Genomic DNA, 4,154 nt, shown 5'->3' on the forward strand with positions numbered 1-4,154 from the left:
CAATGGAAAAAGCACTAAAAAGTGCAAAGTTATCCTGTGGTGATATTGATTATATTAACGCTCACGGTACGGCTACTGTAAAAAATGACGAAATGGAAGCACTTGCAATTAATCGCGTGTTTGGCAACAATACCCCGCTTAGCTCTAGTAAGCATTTAACAGGGCATACCCTTGGTGCTGCAGGCGCTATTGAAGCCGGTATATGTTGGTTATTATTAAAAGACAGCGGCCAACATATGCTGCCATATAACGTGATTAAAGAAGGCAGTGATTTGGCTGATATAAAAATAATAAAACAAGCGTTTAAGCCCGCTCTTAAATACTGTTTATCTAATTCATTTGCGTTTGGCGGTAATAATGCCAGCTTAATATTGGGAGTTAACGTTGACTAATTACCTTATAGAGCAAGTAGTCCCGCATGATGCGCCAATGATTTTAATAGATAGCCTTTTGACATACAGCGAAGATGAAGCTCAGTGCGGTGTTACTATAACTGAGCAAAGCCCTTTTTTTAGTCCTGCGATTAATGGCGTACCTAGCTATATTGGTGTTGAGTATATGGCGCAGTCTATTGCCGCTTATGCTGGTGCGTTGGCGAATGATGAAAATAAACCTGTAAAAATTGGTTTTTTGATTGGCACGCGAAAATATCAAACTTATCAACCGGGTTTTAAAAACGGCAGTAAGTTGACTATTGAAGTGAAAAAGCTATATCAAGAAGAGTCAGGTTTAAGTGTATTTGAATGCCAAATACTCGCGTGTGAAACTCTACTTTGCCAAGCAAAAATTAATGTATTTCAGCCTGAAAACCCGTTGGAATTTATAAGAGAAAATCAATGACAAAAAGAATTTTAGTTACGGGTTCAAGCCGTGGCATTGGTAAAGCTATTGCGTTAAAACTTGCTGAGCAAGGGTTTGATATTACAGTACATTGCAGAGCAGGTGTTGAGCAAGCTCAAGCAACATGCGATGAAATTAATGCATTAGGTAGAGCCACCAGTTTATTACAATTTGATGTATGTGACAGAGAGCAGGCCAAAACACAAATAATAGAAGATATAGCTCAGCATGGCGCTTATTACGGCGTGGTGTGTAATGCAGGTATTACTAACGATATGGCATTTCCTGCTATGCAAGGGGAAGATTGGGATTGTGTAATACGTACAGGCCTTGATGGGTTTTATAATGTAGTACACCCAACTGTAATGCCTATGGTACAAAGCCGTAAAGGTGGGCGCATAATTACAATGTCGTCTGTATCGGGTATTGCAGGTAACCGAGGGCAAGTAAATTATAGTGCAGCAAAAGCCGGTATTATTGGGGCCACTAAAGCACTTGCATTAGAATTGGCAAAACGCAAAATTACAGTTAATTGTGTGGCACCTGGTTTAATAGAAACCGCGATGACTGATGAATTACCTATTGATGAAATGATGAAAATGATACCCCTAAAGCGCATGGGGAGCGTTAAAGAAGTCGCAGGCACAGTCGCTTTTTTAATGTCTGATGATGCAGCTTACATAACACGCCAAGTGATTTCGGTTAATGGTGGCATGGTTTGATTAAACGCGTTGTTGTAACAGGCATGTCTGTGGTCACTGCATTGGGCGATGATTGGTCTGAATTTAAACAAGCCTTAATTAAAGGCGAAAATGCTGTTGTTACTATGCCAGAGTGGGATATAGCTGACGACCTCAATACTCGTTTAGCCGCGCCAGTTAAACACTTTGAGCGACCAAGTCATTATAAACGTAAACAAATCCGTTCAATGGGGCGAGTGTCACTTATGTCAACTCGTGCTACTGAATGCGCACTTGAACAAGCCAAACTACTAGAACACGACAGTCTAACAGATGGCTCTACGGGCATAGCGTATGGCTCATCTACGGGCTCTACTGAGCCACTACTCGCCTTTGCAAATATGATGGAAACGGGGTCGATGTCAGGTGTAACAGCCACGAGTTACATTAAAATGATGGCGCATACTGCCCCTGTAAATGTTGGTGTGTTTTTTGGTTTAAAAGGGCGTGTTATAACAACAAGCTCTGCTTGTACATCGGGATCTCAAGGAATAGGCTTCGCCTATGAAGCGATTAAGTTTGGCCGACAAAAAATAATGGTGGCTGGTGGAGCAGAGGAATTATGCATCACAGAGGCTGCAGTATTTGATACGCTTTATGCAACATCTACAAAAAATGAAACACCAAAACAAACACCAAGACCTTTTGATAAAAATCGCGATGGCTTAGTGATAGGCGAAGGCGCGGGTACACTTATTTTAGAAGAATACGAACATGCAAAAGCGCGCGGAGCAACAATATTAGCTGAGGTGGTTGGTTTTGGTTGTAATTCTGATGGGCAGCACGTTACTCAACCAACATCAAAAACAATGCAACTAGCGATAGAAATGGCACTGCAAGATGCCAATCTAGAATCAGAAAAAATTGGTTACGTTAATGCGCATGGTACATCAACAGATAAAGGTGATATTGCCGAGTCTCACGCAACGTTTAAAGCATTGGGCAGCAAACCTATTAGCTCGTTAAAAAGTTATTTGGGGCATACATTAGGTGCTTGTGGTGCAATAGAAGCATGGGCAAGTATTAATATGATGGCTGATAACTGGTTTGCACCAACAATTAATTTAGATAACGTTGATGACGAATGTGCTCAGCTTGATTACATAAGGCATCAAGGGCGTGAGATTAATACCGATTACGTGATGAGTAATAACTTTGCGTTTGGTGGTATTAACACCTCTTTAATATTTAAACGCTATAAAGTAGATTAAACACGTTAAAAGATAAGTTATGACTAACTGTTAGCTCGTTTTTACTGTATAATTTGCGACCCTTGATAATGTGGCCGTAGGTTATACAGCATGAATTTTAAATCTTTTAGTTTCGCTCCTGAAATCATCCAGGCGTTGGACGAACTTAACTATCACACCCTTACGCCCATTCAGCGCGCAGCAATTCCTGCTGTTCGTAAAGGTAAAGACGTTTTAGCCAGTGCACAAACTGGTACCGGCAAAACTGCCGCGTTTGCTTTACCTATCATCCAAAAATTGGTTGAGTCTGAACTCAGCACAACTAATGCACCTCATGCATTAGTACTTGCACCAACGCGTGAACTTGCAGAACAAATAGCTAATAACTTTAGAGATTTTGCAAAGCATACATCACTTAAAGTCGTTAGTTTATTTGGTGGTGTGAGCACTGCTGGCCAAGCAAACGCTTTAAAAGAAGGCGTTGATATTGTTGTTGCAACACCGGGTCGTTTATTTGATCATATTCGTTTAGGTAACTTAAGCCTTGCAAGTGTTAAGCACCTTGTTCTTGATGAAGCTGACCGTATGCTTGATATGGGCTTTATCGAAGATATGCAAAACGTCATTAAAAGCTGTGCAGAAGAGCGCCAGATTTTACTTTTCTCAGCGACTTTCCCTGCAGCAATTAAACAATTTGCATCTAAAGTATTGAAACAAGCTGAAATAGTGCGTGTTGATCAAACTAACAGTACAGCAAGCACCGTTGAGCATGTTGTTTACCCAGTTGAAGAACGTCGTAAGCAAGAGCTACTTTCTGAATTGATTGGTAAGAAAAACTGGCAACAAGTGCTTGTCTTCGTAAACATGAAAGAAACAGCTGATGAGCTTGTTAAAGAGCTTAATCTTGATGGTATCCCGGCAGGCGTTTGCCACGGTGATAAATCTCAAGGTAACCGTCGTCGTGCTTTACGTGAATTTAAAGAAGGCAAGGTACGCGTATTAGTGGCTACAGAAGTCGCTGCTCGTGGTATTGATATTGATGGCTTACCTCGTGTAATTAATATTGATTTACCATGGCTTGCAGAAGATTACGTTCACCGTATTGGCCGTACAGGTCGTGCTGGTCGCCAAGGTCAAGCAATCTCATTTGTTAGCCGTGAAGAAGAAAACACTTTGTTTGAAATTGAAACGCTAATCGGCCAAAAAATCAAACGTGTATATTTAGAAGGTTATGAAGTAAGTAACCGTGAAGTACTAATTGATAAAATTGGTAAAAAACCAGCGCATTTACGCCGTACACGTTCTAACAAGTTATCAGGACAAGCAACCGGTGAAGCGAGAGCAGTAAATCGCTCACGTATTTCAAGCGTTCGTAAAAGCTTAA

Annotated in this window: 4 protein-coding genes and 1 pseudogene; all 5 read left to right on the forward strand. The window is 40.9% G+C overall.

The features are described 5' to 3' along the window. Positions 1 to 392: pseudogene (locus tag ENH88_RS01465) on the forward strand (beta-ketoacyl-[acyl-carrier-protein] synthase II); the annotation flags it as partial. After that, the gene (locus ENH88_RS01470; protein WP_024606155.1) at positions 385 to 840 is read left to right on the forward strand and encodes a hotdog family protein; all 456 of its coding nucleotides are present in this window, start codon (positions 385 to 387) and stop codon (positions 838 to 840) included. The pseudogene ENH88_RS01465 and the gene ENH88_RS01470, both read left to right, overlap by 8 nt. After that, positions 837 to 1,562: a 3-oxoacyl-ACP reductase FabG gene (fabG, locus tag ENH88_RS01475; protein ID WP_076924766.1), complete on the forward strand. Its 726-nt coding sequence runs from the start codon at positions 837 to 839 to the stop codon at positions 1,560 to 1,562. The genes ENH88_RS01470 and fabG overlap by 4 nt, the downstream gene beginning before the upstream one ends. Further along, on the forward strand, positions 1,562 to 2,791 hold the full coding sequence (locus ENH88_RS01480; protein ID WP_304178726.1) for a beta-ketoacyl-ACP synthase: 1,230 nt from the start codon (positions 1,562 to 1,564) through the stop codon (positions 2,789 to 2,791). Before fabG ends, ENH88_RS01480 begins: the two co-directional genes overlap by 1 nt. 90 nt (positions 2,792 to 2,881) lie before the next feature. Continuing rightward, a partial coding sequence (locus ENH88_RS01485; protein WP_304178725.1) for a DEAD/DEAH box helicase occupies positions 2,882 to 4,154 on the forward strand: 1,273 nt, incomplete at its 3' end.

The sequence above is a fragment of the Pseudoalteromonas prydzensis genome (assembly GCF_011050055.1).
GTDB lineage: Bacteria > Pseudomonadota > Gammaproteobacteria > Enterobacterales > Alteromonadaceae > Pseudoalteromonas > Pseudoalteromonas prydzensis_A.